This window comes from Undibacterium umbellatum (assembly GCF_014284125.1).
In the GTDB taxonomy this organism is placed as follows: domain Bacteria; phylum Pseudomonadota; class Gammaproteobacteria; order Burkholderiales; family Burkholderiaceae_D; genus Undibacterium; species Undibacterium umbellatum.
The window spans coordinates 91170-114914 of sequence record NZ_JACOFX010000008.1; the positions used below are offsets into that span (position 1 = coordinate 91170).

Annotated in this window: 20 protein-coding genes; 16 read left to right on the forward strand and 4 right to left on the reverse strand. The window is 50.7% G+C overall.

The genetic code is table 11. The features are described from left to right. Positions 1-51 precede the first annotated feature (51 nt). The 5 genes from H8L47_RS16005 to H8L47_RS16025 all read left to right on the forward strand — a co-directional run bounded on the left by H8L47_RS16005 (position 52) and on the right by H8L47_RS16025 (position 7698). Positions 52-1698 (forward strand): CTP synthase, encoded by a 1647-nt coding sequence (locus tag H8L47_RS16005; RefSeq protein WP_186954593.1) that lies wholly within the window; start codon positions 52-54, stop codon positions 1696-1698. A 464-nt stretch (positions 1699-2162) separates the two neighbouring features. After that, positions 2163-3446, forward strand: coding sequence for a phosphopyruvate hydratase (eno, locus tag H8L47_RS16010; RefSeq protein ID WP_186954594.1), 1284 nt, complete (start codon positions 2163-2165; stop codon positions 3444-3446). 85 nt (positions 3447-3531) lie between these two features. Continuing rightward, positions 3532-3855 carry a cell division protein FtsB gene (ftsB, locus tag H8L47_RS16015; protein WP_186954595.1) on the forward strand — a complete coding sequence of 108 codons (324 nt, stop codon included), beginning with the start codon at positions 3532-3534 and terminating at the stop codon, positions 3853-3855. Between the two features lie 282 nt (positions 3856-4137). After that, positions 4138-6528, forward strand: coding sequence for a hypothetical protein (locus H8L47_RS16020; RefSeq protein ID WP_186954596.1), 2391 nt, complete (start codon positions 4138-4140; stop codon positions 6526-6528). A 57-nt stretch (positions 6529-6585) separates the two neighbouring features. Continuing rightward, complete coding sequence (locus tag H8L47_RS16025) at positions 6586-7698, forward strand: hypothetical protein (RefSeq protein ID WP_186954597.1); 1113 nt, start codon at positions 6586-6588, stop codon at positions 7696-7698. Between the two features lie 9 nt (positions 7699-7707). Here H8L47_RS16025 and H8L47_RS16030 read toward each other — a convergent pair whose 3' ends face one another. From H8L47_RS16030 to H8L47_RS16045, 4 genes are read right to left on the reverse strand one after another with little or no spacing between them, the layout of a single operon-like run. Then, positions 7708-8418 (reverse strand): ABC transporter ATP-binding protein, encoded by a 711-nt coding sequence (locus tag H8L47_RS16030; protein ID WP_186954598.1) that lies wholly within the window; start codon positions 8416-8418, stop codon positions 7708-7710. Then, complete coding sequence (locus tag H8L47_RS16035) at positions 8415-9182, reverse strand: ABC transporter ATP-binding protein (RefSeq protein WP_186954599.1); 768 nt, start codon at positions 9180-9182, stop codon at positions 8415-8417. The genes H8L47_RS16030 and H8L47_RS16035 overlap by 4 nt, the downstream gene beginning before the upstream one ends. Further along, positions 9179-10150, reverse strand: coding sequence for a branched-chain amino acid ABC transporter permease (locus H8L47_RS16040; RefSeq protein WP_186954600.1), 972 nt, complete (start codon positions 10148-10150; stop codon positions 9179-9181). Before H8L47_RS16040 ends, H8L47_RS16035 begins: the two co-directional genes overlap by 4 nt. A gap of 18 nt (positions 10151-10168) precedes the next feature. Beyond that, entirely contained in the window at positions 10169-11089 is a 921-nt protein-coding gene (locus H8L47_RS16045) for a branched-chain amino acid ABC transporter permease (RefSeq protein WP_186954601.1), read from the reverse strand. Positions 11090-11299: 210 nt separating this feature from the next. Between H8L47_RS16045 and H8L47_RS16050 the strand changes: the two genes are divergently transcribed. The 11 genes from H8L47_RS16050 to H8L47_RS16100 all read left to right on the forward strand — a co-directional run bounded on the left by H8L47_RS16050 (position 11300) and on the right by H8L47_RS16100 (position 23669). Next, positions 11300-12934 (forward strand): AMP-binding protein, encoded by a 1635-nt coding sequence (locus tag H8L47_RS16050; RefSeq protein WP_186954602.1) that lies wholly within the window; start codon positions 11300-11302, stop codon positions 12932-12934. 38 nt (positions 12935-12972) lie between these two features. Continuing rightward, the gene (locus H8L47_RS16055; RefSeq protein WP_186954603.1) at positions 12973-14175 is read left to right on the forward strand and encodes an ABC transporter substrate-binding protein; all 1203 of its coding nucleotides are present in this window, start codon (positions 12973-12975) and stop codon (positions 14173-14175) included. 57 nt (positions 14176-14232) lie between these two features. Continuing rightward, positions 14233-16626 (forward strand): bifunctional salicylyl-CoA 5-hydroxylase/oxidoreductase, encoded by a 2394-nt coding sequence (locus H8L47_RS16060; protein WP_186954604.1) that lies wholly within the window; start codon positions 14233-14235, stop codon positions 16624-16626. A gap of 2 nt (positions 16627-16628) precedes the next feature. After that, entirely contained in the window at positions 16629-17411 is a 783-nt protein-coding gene (locus H8L47_RS16065) for an SDR family NAD(P)-dependent oxidoreductase (RefSeq protein WP_230413775.1), read from the forward strand. 29 nt (positions 17412-17440) lie between these two features. Then, a complete protein-coding gene (locus H8L47_RS16070) occupies positions 17441-17974 on the forward strand; it encodes a MarR family winged helix-turn-helix transcriptional regulator (protein WP_230413776.1) in 534 nt (177 codons plus the stop codon). Further along, positions 17971-18825, forward strand: coding sequence for an enoyl-CoA hydratase family protein (locus H8L47_RS16075; protein WP_186954607.1), 855 nt, complete (start codon positions 17971-17973; stop codon positions 18823-18825). The genes H8L47_RS16070 and H8L47_RS16075 overlap by 4 nt, the downstream gene beginning before the upstream one ends. Positions 18826-18839: 14 nt before the next feature. Further along, positions 18840-20021 carry an acyl-CoA dehydrogenase family protein gene (locus H8L47_RS16080; protein ID WP_186954716.1) on the forward strand — a complete coding sequence of 394 codons (1182 nt, stop codon included), beginning with the start codon at positions 18840-18842 and terminating at the stop codon, positions 20019-20021. Continuing rightward, positions 20018-20434 carry an acyl-CoA thioesterase gene (locus H8L47_RS16085; RefSeq protein WP_186954608.1) on the forward strand — a complete coding sequence of 139 codons (417 nt, stop codon included), beginning with the start codon at positions 20018-20020 and terminating at the stop codon, positions 20432-20434. The genes H8L47_RS16080 and H8L47_RS16085 overlap by 4 nt, the downstream gene beginning before the upstream one ends. A 57-nt stretch (positions 20435-20491) precedes the next feature. Beyond that, on the forward strand, positions 20492-20884 hold the full coding sequence (locus tag H8L47_RS16090) for a RidA family protein (protein ID WP_186954609.1): 393 nt from the start codon (positions 20492-20494) through the stop codon (positions 20882-20884). 2 nt (positions 20885-20886) lie between these two features. Then, positions 20887-22401: a 3-hydroxyacyl-CoA dehydrogenase gene (locus H8L47_RS16095; protein ID WP_186954610.1), complete on the forward strand. Its 1515-nt coding sequence runs from the start codon at positions 20887-20889 to the stop codon at positions 22399-22401. A gap of 92 nt (positions 22402-22493) precedes the next feature. Further along, positions 22494-23669, forward strand: a complete 1176-nt coding sequence (locus H8L47_RS16100; RefSeq protein ID WP_186954611.1) for an acyl-CoA dehydrogenase — start codon at positions 22494-22496, stop codon at positions 23667-23669. Positions 23670-23745: the final 76 nt, after the last annotated feature.

The window sequence follows — 23745 nt, forward strand, 5'->3', positions numbered from 1 at the left end:
TAGTGATGTATAATTCGAATTTCCCGCTTGTGCCGTTCGGCACCTTCTGCAATGACTAAGTTTGTATTCGTTACGGGGGGCGTAGTCTCCTCTTTAGGCAAAGGCATTGCCGCTGCCTCTCTCGCTGCGATCCTTGAATCGCGCGGTCTCAAAGTCACTATGCTCAAACTTGATCCATATATCAATGTGGATCCAGGTACCATGAGTCCCTTCCAGCATGGCGAAGTTTTCGTGACCGATGACGGCGCTGAAACTGATCTGGATTTGGGCCACTACGAGCGCTTCATCACGGCCAAAATGAAAAAGGTGAATAATTTCACCACTGGCCAGATCTATGAATCCGTCATTCGCAAAGAACGCCGTGGCGAATATCTGGGTAAGACTGTGCAGGTTATCCCGCACATCACCAATGAAATCCAGGAATTCATCCATCGTGGCGCTGCCGGTGCTGATGTTGCCCTGGTTGAGATTGGCGGCACAGTCGGCGATATCGAATCCCTGCCTTTCCTCGAAGCTGCCCGCCAACTGAGCCTGCGCGCTGGCCGTAATGCGGCTGCCTTCGTACATCTGACGCTGGTGCCTTATGTTGCCGCTGCCGGTGAATTGAAGACCAAGCCTACTCAACACAGCGTACAAAAACTGCGTGAAATCGGTATTTTCCCGGATGCCTTGCTTTGTCGTGCTGACCGTCCTATCCCTGATGATGAACGCGCCAAGATTTCCCTGTTCGCCAATGTGGCTGAAGAAGCCGTGATCTCTGTATGGGATGCAGATACCATCTATAAGATTCCACAGATGTTGCACGATCAGGGCTTGGATAAAATCGTCTGCGATAAACTGGGTCTGTCACCAAAACCAGCTGATCTGGCCATGTGGGACAAATTGATCTATGCGCTGGAAAATCCGAAAGAAGAAGTCACTATCGGTATGGTCGGTAAATATGTCGACCTGACAGAGTCTTATAAGTCTTTGACAGAAGCCTTGCGTCATGCCGGTATCCACACTGAAAGCCGTGTGAATATTGAGTATGTTGATTCTGAAGAAATCGAAGCGCACGGCACCAAGTCGCTGGAAAAATACGATGCCATCCTGGTGCCAGGTGGTTTTGGCAAACGCGGCGTAGAAGGCAAGATTCTGGCAGCCCGCTATGCCCGTGAAAATAAAATACCTTACCTGGGCATTTGCCTGGGTATGCAAGTTGCCCTGATTGAATATGCCCGTAACAAGGCAGGCCTGACCATGGCGAACTCGACAGAATTTGATGCAGAGACAGAGCAGCCTGTGGTTGCCCTGATCAATGAATGGCAGAACCATGACGGTAAAGTCGAAACGCGGGATGAAAATTCTGACCTTGGCGGTACTATGCGCCTGGGTGCGCAAACTTGTGCGGTTATTTCCGGTACGTTGGCGTCAGAGATTTATGGCAATGTCGTGACTGAACGTCATCGTCATCGCTATGAAGCCAATAATCATTATCTGGGCCGCGTTGAGGCAGCAGGTCTGATTGTATCTGCCCGTACGCCAACAGAAGATTTGTGTGAAATCATGGAATTGTCACGTGAGGTCCATCCTTGGTATCTGGGTGTGCAGTACCACCCTGAATTCAAATCGACACCGCGTGACGGCCATCCTTTGTTTATCTCTTTCGCCAAAGCGGCGATAGCGCATAAAAAGGCGCAAGAAGCTAGTAAGGCATGAGATTGTACGGATTTGATGCAGGCTTGAACCAGCCTGTTTTTTTGATTGCTGGTTTGCCTGTCATTAATAAATCCTGATTGAAAAAGGCGAGCCACTATGCGGTTCGCCTTTTTTGCAAAATAACGCCAAGTTGCCTGAAAGAATGTTGTTGCTATGCTTGAGCTGAGTGGCGAAAAGCATTGCAGATGAAGCCCAGAATTCCGGGAATCCGCTTTTGCTTGATTCGTCCTGTAGTGAAACAGGCTTTTTTGCTTACTAGTGCAAAAAAGCGGCAAGAATAAAGTTTTGTTCAGTTCGTCGAACCAGAGTAATGGAGTATTATCTGCACCATTATTTTGAAGTAGCAAATTCATTACTGCTTTATTTCTCTGTAGCCAGGCCATATCAGGCCTGCAGATGCAGATGCAGACGCAAGTCAGATTCGTTTTATTTTGTTCGATATTTTGATTGTTTAGGAGAATTGAATGAGTGCCATCGTTGATATTATCGGTCGTGAAATCCTAGATTCACGCGGTAACCCAACTGTTGAATGTGATGTCTTGCTGGAGTCTGGCGTCATGGGCCGCGCTGCTGTGCCTTCTGGTGCATCCACTGGTTCCCGTGAAGCGATAGAGCTGCGTGATGGCGATAAGTCACGCTATCTGGGCAAGGGTGTCTTGAAAGCCTGCGAACATATCAATACTGAAATCGCAGAAGCCATCATGGGTCTGGATGCGAATGAGCAGGCATTCCTGGACCGTACCCTGATCGATCTGGACGGCACTGAAAACAAGAGCCGCCTGGGTGCAAATGCCATGCTGGCCGTGTCCATGGCTGTTGCCAAGGCTGCTGCTGAAGAAGCTGGCTTGCCACTGTACCGTTATTTCGGCGGCTCAGGCGCTATGCAATTGCCAGTACCGATGATGAACGTCATCAACGGTGGCGCGCATGCTGACAATAATCTGGATATTCAAGAGTTCATGATCATCCCGGTTGGCGCTCCATCTTTCCGTGAAGCGGTTCGCTACGGCGCAGAAGTCTTCCATGCGCTGAAAAAGATCTTACATGACAAGGGTTTGACTACCGCGGTTGGTGACGAAGGTGGATTTGCTCCTTCCGTAGATAACCACGAATCTGCCATCAAACTGATTATCCAGGCGATCGAAGCCGCAGGCTACGAGCCGGGCACACAAATCGCCCTGGGCCTGGATTGCGCAGCCAGCGAATTTTACAAAGATGGCAAATATCACCTCGAAGGTGAAGGCCTGACTTTGTCTTCCGCTGACTTTACCAATCTGCTGGCTACCTGGGTAGATAAATATCCTATCATCTCCATTGAAGATGGCATGGCTGAAGGCGATTGGGACGGTTGGGCTATCCTGACTGAAAAACTGGGCAAGAAAGTCCAGATCGTTGGCGATGACCTGTTCGTCACCAATACCAAGATCTTGAAAGAAGGCATACAAAAAGGTATCGCCAATTCTATTCTGATCAAGATCAACCAGATCGGTACTTTGACTGAGACTTTTGCTGCCATTGAAATGGCAAAACGTGCTGGTTACACAGCCGTGATTTCCCATCGTTCCGGTGAGACAGAAGACAGCACCATTGCTGATATCGCCGTTGGTACAAATGCACTGCAAATCAAGACCGGCTCTTTGTCCCGTTCTGACCGTATGGCAAAATACAACCAATTGCTGCGTATTGAAGAAGATTTAGGCGAAATTGCCAGCTATCCTGGTCGCGATGCCTTCTATAATCTGAAGTAATCTGGTATTGTGGTGGCGAAAAGGGGAACGATGTTCCCCTTTTTCTTGTTTGTTTCTTCTTTTATATTCATTGTTTCAATAGCCCGTGCGTTTGATTGCTCTCTCCTTTGCTGCCTTGCTGATGTTGATCCAATACCCGCTGTGGTTGGGTAAGGGGGGCTGGTTGCGTGTGTGGGAGTTGGACAGGCAAGTCGCTCTAGTGAAAAGCAATAATGAAAAATTGAAAGAACGTAACGGCAAACTTGAATCCGAAGTGCAGGATTTAAAAAACGGAACCGATGCTGTGGAAGAGCGCGCCCGCTTCGAATTAGGCATGATCAAGAAAAACGAAATCTTCGTACAAATTTTGGATGCAAATTCTCCCGCGCCCACGTCCGCTGAGCGCGCATCTCCAGCAGTCAAGCCATAAACAACTGCTGCCCGGCAAGCTTCTCGTTTCGCTTAGTTTCGCTTACTCAGTATTGCCATCAGGTCCCCTCTGAATTGATTTGGCAAACAATGAACATACTTTTGTATCCCCCATAGTCTTCGCTTTATGGGCGACAAGGCATATTTATAGTGTTAGAATCTCCAACTTTTCGGCTTTACACTTTGTAACAAACTTGCAGTGTTTGCATGCTTTTAGCATGTTTTTGCACTTTACGTTTGCTATGACAGTCGTGCTTTTTTTGCACAAACCTTCCATTTGCACATGAAAAATAATAAATTTCCATTTTTTGCTTCTCTTCTGTTCTCGACTTTGCTGAGCGCGTGCGGTGGAGGTAGTGGTGGCTCTGCCAGTAACGCCAATACAAATACTGCTGGTTCTGCAGTATCGGTGAGTAATAACGCGAGGCAATTTAATGGTGTCGTCGCAAAGGGGCGCATAGCCGGCGGACGTGTTCTTGCCTATAACCTTGATCAGGCAGGAAATAAATCTGCAACGTCTTTTGCCAGCACCATCACTGGCGGTGATGGTGCTTATTCCATTTCACTGCCAGGTAATATCAGCAGCTTTATCATCGAGGTAAGTGCTGCTCCCGGTGCTTTGATGTATGACGAAGCGACTCAGTCAGATTTGCCATTTCCAGAAGGGCTTATATTACGCAGTGTGGTCAAGCAGGGAGCCAATCCTGAGCCTGTTTATTGGGGGAGTGTGACGCCACTGACAGAGTTGATCGTCCAACTGGCTGAAAATGCAGGCGGCCTGACAGCCACAAATATAGACCGTACCAGGGCTGGCGTGCAGGCGATGCTGGGCTTTGATCCACAAAGGGTGTCGGCCATCCATACAACTGCAGATACTTCTCTGGACACTCATGTAGATGAGAAAATCCAAGGGCTCAGCTTGACCGCTATCTCACAACTGGCTTTGGATAAGGCCTTTGCATGTGATGCCAATACACAAGGTGCGCGAGTTGTTTGCGTGGTCAGACAAATTGCCAATGCTGGCAAGCTGGAAGGTGGCACACTTAATTTGCGCGATGATGTCCGCCTTGCTTTGCGGGCTAGCCTTGAAAAAGTGGCTGGCGATGAAAATCTCAATAAATCCGGTAAAAGTTCGGTAGCAGGCGTCAGCACATTTACCAATAGCAGCTTGCCTGCTCCAGTACCTGAAGCTGACAAGATAGCAGTGACCAAGCAATTGTTTGGCAGCTTGCGTAGCAACATCTATGCAGTGTCCAATGCGCAAAAAAATGGCGGCCTGGATTTGCGTCTAAACGCAGTCAAGACAGATTTTGAAAAAGCAATTGCACCATTGGATAAAGACTTGCTGGTTTGGTCCAAGACCATTACTGAAGGTATAGACCAATTCAATAAATACAGAAATGGGCAGACTCGTGAAACTGCTGTAAATGGCCTGTTCTATGGACAGACTGCTTTATGGAGTGGTTATCAGAATATAGGCGATCTGGGCGATTGTACTGTCATGCGTGATGCTATGAACGTGGCAACCACGCCTGCACAAGCGGCAGGCATAGAATGCCGTTTTTCACGTTTCATCTTGCCGGGTACTTATAAGTATAGTTATAAATACCAGGTTGAATGGGTGGAGCTGGTAGATCGTATCTGGCTGGAGCCGATCGCAAATGATGTAAGCCGTTTTAACTATAGATCTGAACTTGTTCAGCAAAAAGCAGTTTTTGTTTGGAACGAAGAGAAAAATGATTTCCTTAGAAGACCAGTTAAACCTGCAGATGCCGTTGCCATGAATGGCAATTCAAATGCAACATATACAGGCCAGATGAGTTTTGCCATGGAGGGTAATAAGCTGTATGCCTTTACAGTTGAAGGTAAGATGCCGCCGCGAACCAATAGCTCAGGTCAGCTGATTTCGGATTTTGAGAGCTGGAGTCTTCGCACTGACCGTAATCAAACCGTCGATGGCAATTTTCGCTATGACTTCAGTGGTGAATTAAAATCCTATGTAAAAGATCAGGTGAGTTCGCGTCTGGCATTGGACAAAGGGTCGTATGCGATTGTTGCCTTGAATTACAAAGGTAATTTACAAAAAAATGGTGTCAAAGAATTCAAGCTGGCGATTACTGCTGAAGCTGCCAATAGCAAAGTGCGTGGTGAAATTAAAATCGGCAATGCATCTTCTGATAAAAATGGCTTGAGCTATCAGCCGAACCGCATTGATTTTGTCGGTAGCATCAGCAGTGCAACTGGTTTGACAAACGCGCTGGAAATTTTCAATGGCCAATTAACGGTAGAGCGTTTTGCCTACAATAATTTTGATAGCAGCAAGCCTGAGTCCGCAAATAATTTTGTTCGCAAAGCGGTAGCGCTGTCTGGTGTAGTGCAGGTGCCAGAACGCCCACCATTGAAATTGAATGTCACAGCCAGTAACGATGCTTTTGGCAGCAATAGTATTCTTGCACAATATATGGACGGCAGCAGTGTCATTAATGCACAAATGAGTGAAAGCCTGAGCAAGCCTAGAATAGTACGTGTCAGTAGTTCATCCGGTGTTTCTTTCGATGTATTCGGCAGCAATGAAGTTGCTGACATACTTCAGAATGGCAGCAAGGTAGGCTGGCTGGATATCAAGGCGGGCCGTATCAGCTATGTTGATGGCAGCTTTGAAACCATCAGGTAATTTGTAAATTGATTGACGGCCCGCTGCATGCCAGCGGGCTATTTTTTTGAGTAGCCCATGTTTTCATCCCGCCTCATATTTTCCCTATTCTGCGCATCACTAAGCCAACAGGCATATGCTTTGGATGTGCTTGCCCCACAAAAGAGTGATGAGGGCTGGCAGGTATTTTCCAATCTGGATTTGTGGGAAGCATCCGACTTCATGCCCACCCGCAAAATCGAGGGCGACTGGAATACAGATTTTTCTCCCAAAGATGGTCCGAATTTCAGTCTGCGGCGTTTGCGGGCAGAACTGGGTGTAGGATACAAAGAGTGGCGCTTGAATCTGGAAGCCCGCCAGGAAGGCATGCTCAAAGCCAGTTCATCTACCCTGGCTTTTGTGAAAGCATATAAGCAAGCTGGTTTGCCACAACAAGCTGTTAATTATCAACTGGATGCACAACTGGAAAGCTGGTCAGGCTTTGGTTTGCGGGCAGGGCGCTGGTTCGCTTTTGGTGGTGAATATCAGCCACGCTTCTTTGCCAGTGCCGTGTATTATATGAACCCGCAGTACCGCGCTACGCAGGCAACAGGTGCGGCCAGTTATGTCGATAACCAACATTACAGTTTTTCTGCGAGCGAGCTGGATGTGAACAGCCGTTACCAATATTTGTTCCAGCAATTTGAGCCGGAGGCCAGAGGCTATAGTTCCAGTCTTGCCATGGATTGGCAAATCAATCCGGCATGGCGTATGCAATATCAACTGGAAGATGCATACAACCGCTTTGCCTGGAAAAATTTGCCAGAGCTGCAGCAAAGCCTGAGTTCTGCCGTTGTGCAATATGACAGCAAGGGGTATTTGAACTATCAGCCTTTGCTGCAAGGTGTAAATCGTCAAAGGACACGCTCAATCTCCGTGCCACAAACGCACACTGCGCGACTCGCTTACCAACACCAGCAATGGGAATTTGCCGCGCAAGTCCGGCATTTTTACGGCGTCAATCTGCCAGTGTTGAGTGTCGCCAATCATTCTGCCTATGGTCGTTTTGATGCGAGCTTTGATACGCGCTACAAATCAGTAGGTATAGGCTGGAGCAATCAGTTCGTGGGTGTGCATTTGCAGACAGATAATCTGAACTTGAGTAGCGCTAAGGTACTGGGTCTGGGCGTGCAGGCACGCTATCAATTTTAAATGCCAATTCTAAACACCCACATATTTCTGCCAGGTCTCGGGTGATTGCGTGAGACTCTCGCTATTGCCATGCCAGACTATCTTGCCGCGCTCCATGATGCTGTGCTGGTCGGCAAGGGGCATGAGTTTTTCTACATATTTATCAATGACCAGCGTGGTTTGCCCCTGGTCACGCAGTTTTCTGAGACAAGCCCAGATTTCTTCGCGCACCAGTGGTGACAAACCTTCAGTCGCTTCATCCAGTATCAGTAAATGCGGGTTGGTCATCAAGGCGCGTGAGATGGCCAGCATTTGCTGTTCGCCACCAGATAACTGGTTACCCATATTGCCTGCACGCTCGGCCAGACGTGGGAACAGCTGATAAATCTCTTTCAGGCTCCACGGCGATTTGCTTTGATTGCGGTTGGCAGCAAAGGCGACCAGGTTTTCCTTAACGGTCAGGTTAGGAAAAATTTGCCTGCCTTCCGGCACCAGGGCTATGCCCATCCTGGCGATTTTATCTGTCGTCATTTTTTCTATGCGCTTGCCCATGAAGCTTATATTGCCGCTATGGGCAGGTGTCAGGCCCAGTATTGAGCGCAAGGTCGTGGTCTTGCCTGCGCCATTGCGCCCGAGCAGGCTGGCGACTTCACCCTGGCGGATTTGCAGGTCTATGCCAAACAACACCTGACTGTGACCGTAAGCAGTGGCGATATGCTCGACTTCCAGTATGGTCTTCATGCGACTTCCTTGAATGCTATGTCCGCTTCATCGCCAAGGTAAGCTTTCTTGACTTCCGGATTCTGACGTATCTGCTCTGCCGTGCCAGTGGCGATAATGGAACCTGCTACCAAGACAGATATGCGGTCAGCCAGTTTGAAGACGGCATCCATATCATGCTCGATCAAGATCACTGCTGCCTTGCCACGCAGGGCTGCGATCAGTTCCAGCATCTTGCCTGACTCTTCATGTCCGGTTCCTGCCATGGGTTCATCCAGCAAGAGCAGTTGGGGTTGTGTCGCCAGAGTTAATCCCAATTCCAGTTGGCGTTGCTCTCCATGCGCGAGTTCACAAGCCTTGTTATTTACTACTTCTGCCAGACCTATATCGCTGGCGAGTTGGCGGGCTTGTTCAGAAAGTGCCTGTTCATCTATCGCCTTGCGCCAGAAGCGCATGCTGCTGCCTGAACGTGCCTGTATTGCCAGACTCAGATTGTCGATGACAGTAAATGACGGGAAGATATTTGTGATCTGGTAAGAGCGTGCCAGTCCAAGTTTGACGCGTTCATGCATGCTGACGCCAGTAACATCCTCACCATTGAAAATAATCTGTCCCTGGTTTGGTGCAATGGCACCGGATATCTGGTGTATCAGCGTCGTCTTGCCTGCACCATTCGGGCCTATGATGGCGTGGATTTCTCCAGGTAATACATCCAGGCTCAGATTGTTGGTTGCGACCAGACCACCATAGCGTTTGACCAGGCCTTTTAGCTGTAACACGCTCATGCCTGATCCCCTTGAGTTTTTTTCGCGGACATGAATTTTTGTGGCAGGCTGGCCAATCCATTTGGCAAGAGCATGACGACCAGCAGCAGGATAATGCCCAGATATAACTGCCAGTGTATGGTGTAGCCAGACAGGATCTCTTCCAGCATCAACATGAATACCGCACCCAGGATGCCACCTGACAGGTAACCTACACCACCGAGTATCACCATCACCATCAGGCTGCCGGATTGCGTCCAGTGCAAAAGATTGGGACTGACCAGCATGTTCTGGTTTGCCAGCAGGGCACCTGCCAGACTGGCGACGCTGCCTGCAATTGCGAAGCACAGCAGCTTGTAGCGAAATACCGGATAACCTATGGCTTCCATGCGGGTTTCATTTTCCTTGATGGCTTGTATCACTCGCCCAAAGTGCGAGTTGATCAGCCGGTAAAGCACAAAAAGAAATGTAGTGCAGATGGCCAACACCAGATAATAAAAATTGCTGTCATTAGCCATGTCTAGCCCGGTCGCCGAACGTTGCGCCAGGCTCAGTCCATCATCACCGCCATAATTTTTCAGTGATACAAACAAGAAGTACAGCATCTGTGCGAATGCCAGCGTGATCATGATGAAATATACGCCGCGCGTCCTAAGTGAGACACTACCTGTCGCCAGTGCCAGCAAAAAGCCAGTCAGCATCGCCGCTGGCCAGCTTATCCAGGCAGACGTGACTCCATGCTGCATCAGGATGCCCACTACATAAGCGCCACTGCCAAAGAAGGCAGCATGCCCCAGACTGATCATGCCGCCAAAACCCAGTATCAAATTCAGGCTGCTGGCCACCAAGGCAAAAATCATCAGCCGACTTAGCAAGCCTATGTAAAATTCCTGGGCGAAGTAAGTCGCCAGCAGGGGGAAGACAATCAGCGCGCACAAGATGCCAATGCTGGACTTGCGCGATATGCTGTGATGTAGGCTGCTCTGCATGATTGACCTTTTTATTGTTTAGCCGCGTGCAGGGAACAGGCCCTGTGGTTTATAGAACAGCACGGCTGCCATCAATACATAAATCAGTATCGATGCCAGGGCAGGGCCAAGATTGGCTGCTATTTCCAGTGGCATCAACAGCTTCAGCGCACCGGGCAGCAAGGTTTTGCTCAGGGTATCGACCAGGCCTACCAGCAAGGCACCTACCAGCGCGCCGCGTATCGAGCCTATGCCACCAATGACAATGACCACAAACGCCAGTATCAAGATACTTTCACCCATGCCCACCTGTACCGCCAGTATGGAGCCTAACAATGCACCTGCGATGGCGCACAAGGCTGCACCAAAGGCAAACAACAGGGTGAACACCAGCTTGATATTGATGCCCATGGTGATGGCCATTTCCCGGTTCGATGCACCCGCCCGCACCAGCATGCCTATGCGGGTTTTGGTGACGACAAAATACAGCAGACCAGCCACAGCCAAACCGGTGGCAATGATGAACAGGCGGAAAGATGAGTAAAAGAAGTCAGGCAGTAACTCCACTGGTTGTGCCAACTGCGGTGGAATATTCAGCATCAGTGGTTGCGCACCCCAGATCATGCGCGCACCCTCGTTAAAAATCAGTATCAATGCAAAAGTTGCCAGTACATGGGATAAATGATCGCGCTGGTATAAATGCCGGAAGACCACTACTTCCAATATTACGCCCAGCAGTGCGGTCGCTATCACCGCAGCCAGCAGGCCTAGCCAGAAAGAACCTGTCATGCCGGTAAAGCTGGCGGCGAAATAAGCACCTGCCATGTAAAGAGAGCCATGGGCGAGGTTGATGAAATCCATGATGCCAAAGATCAGCGTCAGCCCCGCTGCCAGCAGGAAAAGCATGAGGCCAAATTGCAAGCCGTTTAAGCCGTGTTCAAGCAAAAGCGTGATATTCATCCCCTGATCCCTAAATGCTGATGGTGGTGCAGATGTGAAATTACTTTAGGCCTAAAATATACTATAAGCGAAGCAATTGAAAATATTTTCTTTGAGGAAAACTGGATTTTGATGCAAAAAAACACTTTACCTAAAAATAGTTTAGGTTTAAAGTAGTTTGGTGTTTTCGGGGTTGCTGTATCTATATTGTGTACCAAAGCCGGAGAAGAAATGAATTCAACTGTGCTACCAGGGTCTGCCCATCTGGATACCTTTGCTTTTGATCACCTGCCGCCACGCGAGCAATGGCCTGAGCTGATTTTTTCTTTGCCTGAGTTGCAATACCCCGAACGCCTGAATTGTGTCGCTGACCTGCTCGACAAGATGTGTGCAACTGGCCATGCGGACAGTATCGCTATTCGCAGCCAGACAGAAAGCTGGACTTATTCCCATCTGCTGGCTACTGTCAATCGTATATCCCATGTCTTGCTCGAAGATATGCATTTGCAGCCCGGTAACAGGGTCTTGTTGCGCGGTGCTAATAATCCCATGATGGCTGCCAGTGTACTGGCTGTCATCAAAGCGGGTTGCATAGCCGTGCCTACCATGCCCTTGCTACGCGCCAAAGAATTGGGCGTGATCGCGAATAAAGCTGAAATTGCGGCTGCACTCTGCTCAGAAAATCTGCGTGAAGAGATGGAGCTGGCAGTACAAGCCAATCCCATATTGACGCAGGTGATGTACTTCAATCATCAGGGCGATGATGGCCTGGAAGCGCTCATGGCTGGTAAATCGCCTGAATTTGCTGCTGCCGATACGCTGGCCGAAGATGTCTGCCTCATCAGTTTTACCTCTGGCACGACCGGCATGCCCAAGGGCACCATGCATTTCCATAGGGATGTATTGGCGATCTGCGATTGTTTCCCACGTTCTACCCTGCAGTCTGCGCAAAGCGATATTTTCATAGGCACGCCACCACTGGCGTTTACTTTTGGCCTTGGTGGTTTGCTGCTATTCCCTTTGCGCGTGGGTGCAGCAGCGGTCTTGCTGGAAAAACTGACACCAGAATCCTTGCTGAAAGCCATAGACGAATTCAAGGCTACGGTATGTTTTACTGCACCAACCTTTTATCGCCAGATGGCCACGCTGGCAAAGAATTTTGATTTATCCAGCCTCAAGAAAACTGTTTCTGCCGGTGAAGCCTTGCCCGCTGCGACCCGTGAAGCCTGGCGTCAGGCGACTGGCCTCGTCATGATAGATGGCATAGGCGCGACCGAGATGCTGCATATCTTTATTTCTGCGGCAGGCGATGAGGCGCGGGCAGGGGCAACCGGCAAGCCCATACCCGGCTACCAGGCTTGTATATTTGATGAGCATGGCGACATGGCTGGCCCCGGTGTGGTTGGTCGCCTGGCAGTCAAGGGGCCGACTGGTTGCCGTTATCTGGCAGATGACAGGCAAAAAAATTATGTCCACCAGGGCTGGAACCTGACAGGCGATGCCTATGAGATGGATGCCGACGGTTACTTCTGGTATCGCGCCCGCACTGACGACATGATTATTTCTGCTGGCTATAACATTGCAGGCCCTGAGGTGGAAGAAGCCTTGCTAAAGCATCCCGCAGTGTCTGAATGTGCAGTCATAGGCCTGGCTGATGAAGAGCGCGGCCAGATCGTCAAGGCCTTTGTCGTATTGAAAGGTGATGCACAGGCATCAGCAGAGCTGAGCAAGGAAATCCAGGATTTCGTCAAGAATAGTATTGCCCCCTACAAGTACCCGCGCGCCATAGAATTCATGGCGAGCTTGCCGAGAACTGAAACTGGCAAACTGCAACGCTATAAATTGCGTACACCTGCTGCCAGCTAAGTATTAAATATCAAGTATCAGATACAAAAGATTTGCCCATGCCCATTAACCCGAAGGAGACGTCCGTGAAAAAGACCTTGCTGTGTTTGTTGTTGTCCAGTATTGCTGCGACCAATGCGAATTGTGCTTTCGCTGCAGACAAAGTCAAAGTAGGCATGGTCACCACCTTGTCTGGTGCGGGCGCTGGCCTGGGTGTTGATATACGCGATGGCTTTTCCCTGGCAATGAAGCATCTGGACAATAAATTCGGCAATTTGCCAGTCGAAGTCATCACGGGCGATGATCAGCAAAATCCTGATGCGACCAAACAACTGGTGGACAAGCTCATCAAGAAGGACAAGGTCGATTTGATGACCGGTATCGTGTTTTCCAATCTGATGCTGGCAGTGGGGCCAACAATTTTTGGTGCCAAAGTGCATTACATCAGTGCCAATGCTGGCCCGTCTCAATATGCGGGTGAGCAATGTAATCCTTACTTCTTTAATGTGGCCTGGCAAAACGACAGCCTGCATGAAGCTGTCGGCAAACAGGTCAATGACAAGGGCTTTAAGAATGTTGCGCTGGTTGCACCAAATTATCCGGCTGGCAAAGACGCTCTGACTGGTTTCAAGCGCTATTATAAGGGCAAGGTTGCTGAAGAAATTTATACCAAACTGGGTCAGCTTGATTACGCGACTGAACTGGCGCAGATACGCAACCTGAAACCTGATGCCGTGTATATCTTTCTGCCAGGTGGCATGGGCATCAATTTCATCAAGCAGTTTGTGGATGCCGGTTTATCCAAGAACGCCCAGCTCTTCGGCCCAGGCTTTTCTGCCGACGAAGACATCATCAAGGCAGTAGGCGCACCCATGCTGGGCATGTTCAATGCCTCGCAGTGGGGGCATGATATGGATAACCCACAAAACAAGCGTTTCGTTGCCGACTTCCTGAAAGAATATGGCCGCCTGCCATCGCTGTATGCATCACAAGGTTATGACGCCGCCATGTTGATGGATAGTGCCGTACGCGGCGTCAAGGGCAAGATAGAAGACAAGGACGCTTTGGGCAAAGCCATCAAGGCTGCCAACTTCAAATCTGTGCGTGGTGACTTCAAGTTCAACAGCAATCACTACCCTGTGCAAAATTATTATGCACGCATCATCAGCAAGGATGGTCAGGGCAGGGTGACCAACAAAACTTTGAGTCCGGTGTTCACTAATCATCCCGATGCCTATGTAGCCTCTTGCAAAATGCAGTAAGGCATCGCTCGGCTCGCGAATTGCTCAAAGTAGAAATTTATTCTTCAAGGTATATTAATGAACATCCTATGCATAGGCGGTGGCCCGGCTGGCCTGTACTTCAGCCTGCTGATGAAAAAGCAAAACCCTGCGCACCAGATCACCATCGTCGAACGCAATCGTGCTTACGATACCTTTGGCTGGGGCGTGGTGTTTTCTGACCAGACCCTGGGTAATCTGGTGAATGCAGATGAACAGACCGCCCGTTCCATCTTGCAGTCCTTTAATCACTGGGATGATATCGACACGCATTTCAAGGGGCAGGTTGTTACCTCCGGTGGTCACGGTTTTTGCGGCATAGGCCGCAAGCGTTTGCTGAATATCCTGCAAGAGCGTTGTGAAGAACTGGATGTCAAGCTGGTGTTTGAAACCGACGTTACAGACGACCAGACATTGGCGCTGGAATATGGTGCTGATCTTGTTATCGCCTGCGATGGCTTGAACAGCCGAGTGCGCACACGCTATGAGCAAAGCTACCAGCCTGATATCGATACACGCAAATGCCGTTTCGTCTGGCTGGGTACCAAAAAACTGTTCTCGGCCTTTACCTTTGCCTTTGAAGAAACCGAGCATGGCTGGTTCCAGGCACATGCCTATCAGTATGATGGCGATACTGCGACCTTTATCGTCGAAACACCAGAAGAGACATGGATCAAGGCTGGCATAGATAAAATGAGTCAGGAAGAAGCCATCGCTTTTTGTGAAAACCTGTTCGCCAAATACCTGGATGGCAATGCCTTGATGTCAAATGCGACGCATTTGCGTGGCTCGGCCAACTGGATCAAGTTCCCACGCATTATCTGCAAGAACTGGGTGCACTGGAACCAGTTGAACAATAAACGCGTGCCAGTCGTCTTGATGGGTGACGCTGCTCATACTGCGCATTTCTCGATAGGCTCAGGCACCAAGCTGGCATTGGAAGATGCCATAGAGCTGGCACGCAGTTTTGAAAAGCATGGCGAGCAAGGCATGGATGCCGTGCTGGAAGCCTATCAGGACTTACGTTCTATTGAAGTTCTTAAGATACAAAGCGCTGCCCGCAATTCCATGGAATGGTTTGAGAATGTTGAGCGCTATACCGACATGGAAGCACCACAGTTTGCCTATTCCATGCTGACACGCAGCCAGCGTTTGTCGCATGAAAACCTGCGAGTAAGGGATGCGACCTATGTACGTAGTTTTGAACACTGGATAGCAGAACAGGCGTATGCTAAAGCTGGCTTGCCAGTACCCAAAACAAAAGCAGCGATTCCACCCATGCTGACGCCTTACAAGCTGCGCGACATGGTATTGAAAAATCGCGTAGTCGTCTCACCGATGGCGCAATACTCAGCGGTCGATGGTGTGGCTGGTGATTATCATCTGGTGCACCTGGGTAGCCGGGCCATGGGCGGTGCGGGCCTGGTGTTTGCCGAGATGACTTGTGTTTCTGCCGATGCCCGCATCACGCCAGCTTGCCCTGGCCTGTATGCACCTGAACATACACAAGCCTGGAAGCGCATCGTCGATTTTGTCCACACCAATACTGATGCCAGGATTGCTGTGCAGCTAGGCCATGCCGGGGCCAAAGGTTCCACCTGCGTAGCCTGGGAGGGAACAGATCAGCCATTGAAAGAAGGTAATTGGCCGCTGGTGTCAGCGTCAGAGCAGCAATACCTGCCGGGCATTTCGCAAGTTGCGCACGCTGCCACAGCGGCAGATATGCAGCGGATAAAAAATGATTTTATCCATTCGACCAGAGCAGCAGCAGAGGCAGGCTTTGACTGGCTGGAGCTGCATTGCGCCCACGGTTACCTCTTATCAAGCTTCATTTCGCCACTGACCAATCAGCGTGAAGATGAATACGGTGGTTCACTGGAAAACCGTTGCCGTTATCCGCTGGAAGTGTTTGCCGCCATACGTGCAGTCTGGCCTGCTGATAAACCCATCTCCGTGCGTATATCTGCACATGACTGGGTGGAGGGCGGGATTACGCCTGATGATGCAGTCGCCATCGCCAGGCTGTTCAAGGTAGCAGGTGCCGACATGATAGATTGTTCATCCGGACAGGTCAGCAAGCAGGAAAAACCTGTCTATGGCCGTATGTTCCAGACGCCGTTTGCTGACCGCATACGCAATGAAGCACAAATCCCCACCATCGCTGTCGGTGCGATTTTTGAGGCTGATCATGCAAACAGCATCATCGCTGCTGGCCGTGCTGACTTGTGTGCCATCGCCAGGCCACACCTGGCTGACCCTGCCTGGACTTTGCATGAGGCAGCCAAACTGGGCTTTGTCGATATGCCCTGGCCCAAGCAATATGTGGCAGGGAAAATGCAACTGGAACGCAATCTGGAACGTGAAAGGCAAGTCGCCGCAGCCAGCGCCGGTCTGACGCCGCAGCAAGTTGCTGCCAAATTGCTGGAAGGATGAGCATGACAGCGTATCAGGAACGTTTGCAAGGCAGGCATGCGCTGGTTACTGGTGGCAGCAAAGGTATAGGCCTGGCGATAGCGCAAGCCTTGCTCATTGAAGGGGCGACAGTAACACTGGCAGGCCGTAGTGAAGCGACCTTGCAGGAGGCTGTGGCTTCGCTGATCCATGCCAAAGTGCAGTATGTCGTCATGGATGTTAGCGATGTGCAATCAGTGCAGGCAGCTTTTCAATTATCGCAAGGCAGGGATGGTCGTATCGACATCCTCATCAATAATGCTGGACAAGCCAGGTCAGCTTCTTTTCTGAAAACTGATGCCAACTTGTGGCAAAGCATGCTGGACGTGAACCTGAACGGCAGCTTCATTTGCATGCAACAGGCTTTGCCAGCGATGCTGGAAGCGGGCTGGGGCCGTATCGTCAATGTGGTCAGCACGGCGGGTTTGAAGGGATATGCCTATGTCTCTGCCTATTGCGCTGCCAAACATGGCGTAATAGGCCTGACGCGGGCAGTGGCGCTGGAAGTCGCGGCGAAAGGCGTGACCGTGAATGCGGTTTGCCCTGGTTACACCGAAACCGATATCGTGAAAGAGGCAGTTGCCAAGATCGTCGCCAAAACTGGCCGTACTGAAGAACAGGCGAAAGCTGAACTGGCTGCGGGCAATCCGCAAAAACGCCTGGTACAGCCGCAAGAAGTGGCAGATGCAGTGCTGTGGCTATGCATGGATGGCGCATCGGCGATGAATGGGCAGTCTATAGCCGTAGCTGGTGGCGAAGTCATGTGATGAAATCAGAGCAACAAACAAGATCAGGTATGAAAGAAGACAGCAACCCAGTGTTCGACATGGAAACCCGCCTGACGCAAGATGACCATCAGTCCTTGCGACTGTGGTTGCGCATGCTGTCTTGCACCGTGATGATAGAGGGCGAAATTCGCAGCCGTCTGCGCAGCGAATTCGGTATTACTTTGCCACGCTTCGACCTGATGGCGCAACTGGAGCGACATCCCGAAGGCTTGCGTATGGGGGAGTTGTCCAAGCGCATGATGGTCACCGGCGGCAATATCACTGGCATTACTGATCAACTGGAGCAAGAAAAACTGGTGACCCGTGTGGCCGACCTCAAGGATAGACGTGCTTACAGCGTCAAGCTGACACCTGCTGGCCGTCGTGCCTTCAAACGTATGGCGGCTGTCCATGAAGCATGGATAGCCGATATGTTTTCTGGCTTGCAGGCAGAACAGAAAAGTAAATTATTTGAATTATTGTCGCAAGTGAAAACGCATTTGCATGAACCGGGTGCTGATAGCGACCTGGACAACAAACCTTCGCAGGAACAATCCATATGAAATATCTACCCGGACAAGCCCAGGATTTGCCTGGCAATCGCCAGCAGCTGGCAAACTATGCAGCACAGCATTTTACTTATGCCGTCAATGCTGGCGTTGCCACCATCATCCTGAACCGGCCTGAACGCAAAAACCCGCTGACTTTTGATTCTTATGCAGAGTTGCGCGACCTGTTCCGTACTTTGTCGTATGGCGATGATGTCAAGGCCATCGTCATTACCGGTGCTGGTGAAAACTTTTGTTCTGGCGGTGATGTGCATGAAATCATCGGTCCACTGACCAAGCTCGATATGCCAGGTCTGCTGAGTTTTACCCGCATGACGGGTGATCTGGTTAAGGCCATGCGCGCCTGCCCTCAGCCGATTATTGCTGCGATTGACGGCGTCTGCGCTGGCGCAGGTGCAATACTGGCGCTGGCTTCTGATATTCGCATAGGCACGGCACGTAGCAAGACGGCTTTCCTGTTCACCCGGGTTGGTCTGGCTGGTTGCGATATGGGTGCCTGCTCCATTTTGCCGCGCATCATAGGACAGGGGCGAGCATCAGATTTGCTGTATACAGGGCGCTCGATGTCAGGCGAAGAAGCAGAGCGCTGGGGGTTTTTCAATCGACTGGCAGCGCCGGACGATGTGCTGGCAGAAGCGCAGGACTATGCGAAAAACCTGGCCGAAGGCCCGAATTTTGCTCATGGCATGACCAAGAAAATGCTGCAGCAGGAATGGAACATGGGCGTCGATGAAGCCATAGAAGCGGAAGCACAGGCCCAGGCTATCTGCATGATGACCAATGATTTTCATCGTGCCTACCATGCCTTCGTAGCAAGGCAAAAGCCGGTTTTTGAAGGGAATTGAGCATGACGCATATTATGACTGACACTAGCTATTTGGACTGGCCCTTCTTTGATGAAAAGCACCGTGAATTGCAACGCACGCTGGATACATGGTCTGCAGAAAACCTGCCTGATCATCATGCTGCGGATGTCGATCAGGCTTGCCGCAATCTCGTCAAGCAGCTAGGCGCGGCTGGCTGGCTCAAGAATGCCATAGGCGGCAGTGCCTATGGCGGCAATGCTGACGTCATTGATACCCGTGCCATCTGCCTGATACGCGAAACCCTGGCCCGTCATTCGGGTCTGGCAGATTTTGCCTTTGCCATGCAAGGGCTGGGTTCAGGAGCGATCAGCCTGCATGGCACAGATGCGCAAAAGCAAACTTATCTGAGCAAGGTAGCCAAAGGCGAGGCGATTGCTGCTTTTGCCCTGTCCGAGCCTGAAGCAGGTTCAGATGTGGCAGCCATGCAATGTGCGGCAGAATTTGTCGACGATGCTGATGGTGGTCACTATATATTGAATGGTGAGAAAACCTGGATTTCCAACGGCGGCATTGCCGACTTTTATGTATTGTTCGCCCGCACTGGCGAAGCGCCGGGTGCGCGTGGCATCACTGCCTTTATCGTTGATGCTAACTTGCCTGGCTTTGAGATTGCCGAACGTATCGATGTGATTGCTCCACATCCGCTGGCGCGCCTGAAGTTTACTAATTGCCGCATCCCGGCAACACAGCGTTTGGGTGAGGCAGGGCAGGGCTTCAAGGTAGCAATGGCGACGCTGGATATCTTCCGCACGTCCGTGGCTGGTGCTGCGCTTGGCTTTGCCCGTCGTGCCATGGATGAAGCCATGCACAGAGTAACGGCGCGCAAGATGTTTGGCCAGACTCTGGCCGATTTCCAACTGACGCAGGCCAAGCTGGCTCAGATGGCTACGACCATAGATAGTTCAGCCCTGTTGATTTACCGTGCCGCTTGGCAAAGAGACCAGGGCAGGAAAGTTACCAAGGAAGCTGCCATGGCCAAACTGATTGCGACTGAAGGTGCGCAGCAAGTGATAGATGCAGCGGTGCAGATGTTTGGCGGCCTGGGTGTCGTCAGCGAAGTACCGGTAGAACGCTTGTACCGTGAAATCCGTTCTCTGCGTATTTATGAAGGGGCGACGGAAGTGCAGCAACTGATCATAGGCCGTGAATTGTTGAAAGAGTTTTCTGCGGCATGATCTTTAACGCTGAATTACCGATACGCTTTGCCCACTGCGACCCGGCTGGTATTGTATTTTATCCGCGCTATTTTGAAATGATGAATGGTGTGGTGGAAGACTGGTGCGCGCAAGGTCTGGCTTGCAGTTTCCATGAAATGCATATTGCGCGTGGCATAGGTTTACCGACCGTGCATCTGGAAACGGATTTCATCAAGCCGGCAGAACTGGGTGAAAGCTTGCTGGCAGAATTGATCTTAACGAAGCTGGGCAAGAGTTCAGTTGAACTGCAAATTTGCTTTAGCGGGCCACAACAGGATGTTCGCTTGAAAGCCAGGCTGGTTCTGGTCATGATGGATTTGAAATTGCGCAAGGCGGTAGCCATACCTGATGAACTGCGTACTGCCATGCTGAAGTATTGCAATATTAGATAGATATAATGGACTTTTCAGACTTTAGGAGCTGAATAGTCATCAATGAGAGGATAGATGATGGACATTTTGCAACCTCCAGGCTGGGCCAGACCACGTGGCTATTCAAATGGCATTTCTGCCAGTGGCCGCACCGTATGCGTCAGTGGCATGGTGGGCTGGGATGCGCAATGCGCCTTTCAGACCAATGATTTCGCGGGCCAGGTAAGACAGGCCTTGCAGAATATCGTTGAAGTATTGACAGAGGCAAATGCCAAACCTGAGCATATCGTACGCATGACCTGGTATGTGATCGATAAGAAAGAATATGTAGGTGCTTACAAAGAAGTTGGCGAAGCCTATCGCGATATCATAGGCCGGCATTACCCGACCATGACAGCAGTACAGGTGGCAGGCTTAATAGAAGACAGAGCCAGGGTGGAGATAGAAGTCACCGCCATCGTCCCGGAGTAAATATGAAGACCAGTATTGCTGTTGTTGGTGTTATCGGTGCCGGTGCCATGGGGCGCGGCATCGCGCAGATTGCTGCGCAGGCAGGTTTTAGCGTGCTCTTGTTTGACGTGCAGGCCGATGCAGCAAGCAAAGCCAGTCAGTTGATTGCCGAACAATGGCAAAAAATGCTGAGCAAAGCAAAACTCAGTGCAGAACAGTATCAGCGTGCATTAGAAAGCCTGCAAGTCGTCAATGGCATGCAGGACCTCGCACAATGTGACCTGGTGGTAGAAGCTATTGTCGAAAAGCTGGATGTCAAACGTGGTTTGTTCCAGCAACTTGATGACATCGTCAGCGACGCTTGCATACTGGTGACCAATACTTCCTCCCTGTCAGTTACCGCCATTGCGGCAGGTACAAAAATACCTGAGCGTGTCGCAGGTTTGCATTTCTTTAATCCAGTCCCCTTGATGAAGGTGGTGGAAGTCATTGATGGCTTGCTGACCGATGCTGCGGTCGCAGAGCAGCTCATGGCGTTCTCCACGCAAACCGGGCATTTGCCAGTGCGCGCCAAGGATACGCCGGGCTTTATCGTCAACCATGCTGGGCGCGGTTATGGCACGGAAGCCCTGCGCATCCTGCAAGAGAATGTCGCCAGCTTTCGCCAGATCGACCAGATCATGCGTGAAGCCGCAGGCTTCAAGCTGGGGCCGTTTGAATTGCTGGACCTGACCGGGCTGGATGTATCGCACCCTGTCATGGAAGCGATTTATCATCAGTATTATGAAGAGCCACGCTATCGCCCCAGTGTCATCACTGCGCAGCGAGTACATGCCGGTGTGCTGGGTCGAAAGACTGGGCGTGGATTCTATTCTTATAACGGTAACCAGGAAGTGCCGCCGGTTCCTGAGCAGCAGCCCGTCTGGGCAGGGCCAGTATGGGTCAACCAGGAAAATGCGGACGCGGTGCCAGCACTGCTTGCGTTGTTTGAGCGTTGCGGCGTTACTATCGAAAATGGTGAGCAGCCATCTGCAGAGGCGCTGTGTATAGTCAGCCCATACGGTGAAGATGTCAGCACCTGTGTGGCGAGAGCCGGGCTGGATGCCCGCCGTACTCTTGGCATAGATGCCTTGACTGCTTGCCAGGGACATCTGAGCCTGATGATGAATCCCGCTACAGATGCAAACCTGGCAGCACAATGCCAGTCCCTGCTGCAAAAAAGCGGACAGGGCGTCAGCCTGATACAGGATAGCGCCGGTTTTGTTGTTCAGCGCATATTGGCGACCATCATCAATATCGCTAGCGACATCGCCCAGCAAGGTATTTGCAGCCCGCAAGACCTCGATAAGGCAGTGGTATTAGGCCTCGCTTATCCGTTAGGCCCGCTGGCTTGGGGCGACAAACTCGGCACTTCGCGTATACTATTGGTTTTGCGGAACTTGTATGCCAGTACTGGCGACCCGCGCTATCGCCCCAGCCCCTGGCTGGTACGCAGGGCGCAACTGGGTTTGTCCTTGCTGCATTTGCCACATCAATAAGGCTGCATAAAACCAGACATGTCACTTCTTATGGTAGGAAAGTGGCATGTAAATAAATATATAACGGTACATATTCAAATCAGGAGAAACAGATGGCCAAGGCTGTATTTAGTTGGGAAGATCCCTTGTTATTGTCCTCGCAACTCAGCGATGAAGAACGCATGGTGCAGGATGCTGCACGTGTCTATTGCGAAGAAAAGCTGACACCGCGGGTACTGGAAGCTTTCCGTCATGAAAAAACAGATCCAGCCATTTTCCGTGAGATGGGTGAGCTTGGTTTGCTGGGTTCCATGATCCCTACGCAATACGGCGGTGCTGGTTTGAACTATGTTTGCTATGGCCTGGTGGCGCGTGAAGTGGAGCGTGTTGATTCTGGTTACCGTTCCATGATGAGCGTACAAAGCTCGCTGGTCATGGTGCCTATCAATGAATTTGGTAGCGAAGCACAAAAACAAAAATACCTGCCCAAGCTGGCAACGGGTGAATGGATAGGCTGCTTTGGCCTGACCGAGCCTAATCACGGCTCTGACCCAGGCAGCATGGTGACCCGTGCCAGGACTGTGCCGGGTGGTTATTCCCTCAGTGGTGCGAAGATGTGGATCACGAATAGCCCTATCGCTGATGTCTTTGTGGTTTGGGCAAAAACGGATGATGGCCGTATCCGTGGCTTTATCCTGGAAAAAGGCTGGAAAGGCCTGACAGCACCGGCCATCCATGGCAAGGTCGGCTTGCGTGCTTCCATCACTGGCGAAATCGTCATGGATGAAGTATTTGTACCAGAAGAAAACCTGATGCCGAATGTAGAAGGCCTCAAAGGCCCGTTCACTTGCCTGAATTCAGCCCGTTACGGTATCGCCTGGGGTGCATTGGGTGCGGCAGAATTTTGCTGGCATACGGCACGTCAATACACCATGGACCGCCTGCAATTTGGCCGCCCACTGGCTGCGAATCAGCTGATACAGAAAAAATTGGCAGACATGCAGACAGAAATCACGCTGGCACTGCAAGGCTGTTTGCGTCTGGGCCGCATGAAGGATGAAGGTACTGCGGCAGTTGAAATCACTTCCATCATGAAGCGTAATTCCTGTGGCAAATCTCTGGATATCGCCCGCACTGCACGCGATATGCTGGGCGGTAATGGTATTTCTGATGAATTTGGCATTGCCCGTCATCTGGTGAACCTGGAGGTCGTCAACACCTATGAAGGTACACATGATATCCATGCGCTGATACTGGGCCGCGCCCAGACTGGTATCGCTGCTTTCTAAAATCGCAGCGTTCTCAGCTGCTTGCAAAAAAAAGCCGCTTTGTCTTCAAGGCAAGCGGCCTTTGTTTTATGGCATG

What these genes read in the sequence shown, in the direction of transcription:
- H8L47_RS16050 (WP_186954602.1), top strand. Translation starts at nt 11,300, where the DNA reads ATGAATTCAACTGTGCTACCAGGGTCTGCCCATCTGGATACCTTTGCT.
- H8L47_RS16060 (WP_186954604.1), top strand. Translation starts at nt 14,233, where the DNA reads ATGAACATCCTATGCATAGGCGGTGGCCCGGCTGGCCTGTACTTCAGC.
- H8L47_RS16090 (WP_186954609.1), top strand. Translation starts at nt 20,492, where the DNA reads ATGGACATTTTGCAACCTCCAGGCTGGGCCAGACCACGTGGCTATTCA.
- H8L47_RS16075 (WP_186954607.1), top strand. Translation starts at nt 17,971, where the DNA reads ATGAAATATCTACCCGGACAAGCCCAGGATTTGCCTGGCAATCGCCAG.
- H8L47_RS16025 (WP_186954597.1), top strand. Translation starts at nt 6,586, where the DNA reads ATGTTTTCATCCCGCCTCATATTTTCCCTATTCTGCGCATCACTAAGC.
- H8L47_RS16100 (WP_186954611.1), top strand. Translation starts at nt 22,494, where the DNA reads ATGGCCAAGGCTGTATTTAGTTGGGAAGATCCCTTGTTATTGTCCTCG.
- H8L47_RS16085 (WP_186954608.1), top strand. Translation starts at nt 20,018, where the DNA reads ATGATCTTTAACGCTGAATTACCGATACGCTTTGCCCACTGCGACCCG.
- H8L47_RS16045 (WP_186954601.1), bottom strand. Translation starts at nt 11,089, where the DNA reads ATGAATATCACGCTTTTGCTTGAACACGGCTTAAACGGCTTGCAATTT.
- H8L47_RS16080 (WP_186954716.1), top strand. Translation starts at nt 18,840, where the DNA reads ATGACTGACACTAGCTATTTGGACTGGCCCTTCTTTGATGAAAAGCAC.
- H8L47_RS16065 (WP_230413775.1), top strand. Translation starts at nt 16,629, where the DNA reads ATGACAGCGTATCAGGAACGTTTGCAAGGCAGGCATGCGCTGGTTACT.
- H8L47_RS16055 (WP_186954603.1), top strand. Translation starts at nt 12,973, where the DNA reads ATGCCCATTAACCCGAAGGAGACGTCCGTGAAAAAGACCTTGCTGTGT.
- H8L47_RS16020 (WP_186954596.1), top strand. Translation starts at nt 4,138, where the DNA reads ATGAAAAATAATAAATTTCCATTTTTTGCTTCTCTTCTGTTCTCGACT.
- H8L47_RS16095 (WP_186954610.1), top strand. Translation starts at nt 20,887, where the DNA reads ATGAAGACCAGTATTGCTGTTGTTGGTGTTATCGGTGCCGGTGCCATG.
- H8L47_RS16035 (WP_186954599.1), bottom strand. Translation starts at nt 9,182, where the DNA reads ATGAGCGTGTTACAGCTAAAAGGCCTGGTCAAACGCTATGGTGGTCTG.
- H8L47_RS16070 (WP_230413776.1), top strand. Translation starts at nt 17,441, where the DNA reads ATGAAAGAAGACAGCAACCCAGTGTTCGACATGGAAACCCGCCTGACG.
- H8L47_RS16030 (WP_186954598.1), bottom strand. Translation starts at nt 8,418, where the DNA reads ATGAAGACCATACTGGAAGTCGAGCATATCGCCACTGCTTACGGTCAC.
- H8L47_RS16040 (WP_186954600.1), bottom strand. Translation starts at nt 10,150, where the DNA reads ATGCAGAGCAGCCTACATCACAGCATATCGCGCAAGTCCAGCATTGGC.
- H8L47_RS16005 (WP_186954593.1), top strand. Translation starts at nt 52, where the DNA reads ATGACTAAGTTTGTATTCGTTACGGGGGGCGTAGTCTCCTCTTTAGGC.
- eno (WP_186954594.1), top strand. Translation starts at nt 2,163, where the DNA reads ATGAGTGCCATCGTTGATATTATCGGTCGTGAAATCCTAGATTCACGC.